Genomic DNA, 2,574 nt, shown 5'->3' on the forward strand with positions numbered 1-2,574 from the left:
GCCCACCACCCGGCCCACCGCCGGGCGGCCGGCCAGCACGTGGGCGGACACAACAGGAGCACTCCAGGAGGCAGCCGATGACCACGCGAGGTGCAGGCGCCCCCGGTCAGACCGCTGACGCGATCACCACCCGGCTGACGGGTTGGGTGGAGCCGGCGGTCGCTGCGGCCGGCTACGACCTCGAGGAGCTCGTCGTCCGTCCGGCCGGTCAGCGCTCGGTGGTCCGGGTGGTCGTCGACCGGGACTCCGGTGTCAGCCTGGACGACGTCGCCCAGCTCAGCCGGTCGCTGTCGGAGCTGCTCGACGCGCAGGACGAGGCGCTGGGCCGGTCGCCCTACGTCCTCGAGGTGACCAGCCCGGGGGTCGACCGGCCGTTGACCGCACCCCGGCACTGGCGGCGCAACGTGGGCCGGCTGGTCACCGTCACCGCCGGTCCCGACGGCCGTCGGGAGGAGGTCACCGCCCGCGTGCTGCGGGTGGAGGACGACGGTGTGGTGCTGGCCGTGGAGAAGGGCGGCACGAAGAAGGGACAGGTGCGCAAGGCGGCCGGCGAGCGCACCGTGGGCTGGGCGGAACTGGGCGAGGCGCGGGTACAAGTGGAGTTCACCCGGCCGGCCGGTCACCGCGACGCGGCGCTCGTGCACGTCCCCGAGGAGGACGAGACCGACGAGCAGGACGACGCCGAGGACGACAGCGACGTCGACCCCGAGGACATGGACGACGACGAGCACGACCCGGCCGGGGCTCCGGTGGCCGACGCGAGCGGGAGGTCCGGGCGACCGGCCCCGCTCCGCGCGCCACGGGACTCCCGGCCGCGACGAGGAGGCAGCAAGTGAACATCGACGTGACCGCACTCAAGGCGGTCGAGCGGGAGAAGGGCATCCCGGCCGACACGGTGCTGCAGGCGATCGAGACCGCACTGGTCACCGCCTACCGGCACGCCGACGGCGCCGCCCAGCACGTGCGGGTGCAGATCGACCGCAAGAGCGGTGAGGTCGCCGTGCTGGCCCAGGAGCGGGGGCCCGACGGCGAGGTCGTCCACGAGTGGGACGACACCCCGACCGACTTCGGCCGGATCGCGGCCAGCACCGCCAAGCAGGTGATCGTGCAGCGGCTGCGGGACGCGGAGAACGAGCAGACCTTCGGCGAGTACGCCGGCAAGGAGGGCGACATCGTCAGCGGCATCGTGCAGGCGCACGACCGCCGCAACAACCAGGGCCTGGTGCTGGTCGACATCGGCAAGGTGGAGGCGACGCTGCCCGCCGCCGAGCAGGTGCCCGGTGAGGACTACCGGCACGGCAGCCGGCTCAAGGCCTACGTCGTGTCGGTGGCCCGGACCTTCCGCGGCCCGCAGGTGACCCTGTCGCGCACCCACCCGAACCTGGTGCGCAAGCTGTTCGCGCTGGAGGCCCCGGAGGTCGCCGACGGCAGCGTGGAGATCGTCTCGGTCGCCCGCGAGGCGGGGCACCGCTCGAAGATCGCCGTCCGCACGTCGGTGCCGGGGCTGAACCCCAAGGGGTCCTGCATCGGGCCGATGGGCCAGCGGGTCCGCAACGTGATGAGCGAGCTGCACGGCGAGAAGATCGACATCGTGGACTGGTCCGACGACGACGCCACCTTCGTCGCGTCCGCGCTCTCCCCGGCCCGGGTCACCAGCGCCCGGGTGGTCGACCCCGCAGCGCGGGCGGTGCAGGTCGTCGTCCCCGACTACCAGCTCTCGCTGGCGATCGGCAAGGAGGGCCAGAACGCGCGGCTGGCCGCCCGGCTGACCGGCTGCCGCATCGACATCCGCAGCGACGCCCAGCCCACCGACGACGAGGCCGTCTCCCCGGGTGTGGGCCGCGCGCCGCTGCGCCCCAACCCGGGGCTGGAGCGGACCGGCGTCCGCGGGCCGCAGGGGGGTCACCGACCGCCTGTCCGGCGGGCGGAACACCCCGGCCCCGCGGCGCGCTAGACTCAGCGATGGCCGACACGTCGATCCCGGTCCGCACCTGTGTGGGGTGCCGCCGACGTGCACCGGTCACCGAGCTGTTGCGTGTCGTCGTCCGCGACGGGGGGCTCACCCCCGATCCGCGGCGGCGGCTCCCCGGCCGGGGGGCTTCGTTGCACCCCACCGCGGAGTGCCTGCACGCAGCGGTCCGGCGCCGGGCCTTCCCGCGCGCGCTGCGCTGCAGCACGTCGCTGGAGACCGGTCCGCTGGAGGACCACCTCGCGCAGCAGGTCAGCTGACCTGCTGCCGCGGTCCCCGGCGGGCGACCCACGGCAGCACCACCGACGGACCGGCACCCGGCCGGTCCGCACGTCGAGAGCAGGACGTCCTCGGATGAGCCACCTGTGAAGTCGTCACGATGACCATGTACCACTGACCTAGGGGTCGAGCGGGCCAGCCGCCGGCCTCACCAAGAGGAGACCCGTGCCAGGCAAGGCCCGCGTACACGAGCTCGCGAAAGAGCTCGGTATCGACAGCAAGACAGTGCTCGCCAAGCTCAAGGAGCAGGGCGAGTTCGTGAAGTCAGCGTCCTCCACCGTCGAGGCCCCCGTGGCCCGGCGACTCCGTGAGGCATACGGCTCCGG

4 protein-coding genes are annotated in these 2,574 nt (G+C 73.6%); all 4 read left to right on the forward strand.

Annotated features, from left to right (window positions below):
• Positions 1-77: 77 nt before the first annotated feature.
• Complete coding sequence (gene rimP, locus FHL80_RS24985; RefSeq protein ID WP_246078943.1) at positions 78-836, forward strand: ribosome maturation factor RimP; 759 nt, start codon at positions 78-80, stop codon at positions 834-836.
• Positions 833-1,954: a transcription termination factor NusA gene (gene nusA, locus FHL80_RS24990; RefSeq protein ID WP_138736021.1), complete on the forward strand. Its 1,122-nt coding sequence runs from the start codon at positions 833-835 to the stop codon at positions 1,952-1,954. Before rimP ends, nusA begins: the two co-directional genes overlap by 4 nt.
• Before the next feature lie 8 nt (positions 1,955-1,962).
• Entirely contained in the window at positions 1,963-2,229 is a 267-nt protein-coding gene (locus tag FHL80_RS24995; RefSeq protein ID WP_026847919.1) for a YlxR family protein, read from the forward strand.
• A gap of 184 nt (positions 2,230-2,413) precedes the next feature.
• Positions 2,414-2,574, forward strand: a 161-nt coding sequence (locus FHL80_RS26870) for a translation initiation factor IF-2 N-terminal domain-containing protein (protein ID WP_138736022.1), incomplete at its 3' end; no start/stop codon positions are given.

The sequence above is a fragment of the Modestobacter excelsi genome, from assembly GCF_005930495.1.
Lineage (GTDB): Bacteria > Actinomycetota > Actinomycetes > Mycobacteriales > Geodermatophilaceae > Modestobacter > Modestobacter excelsi.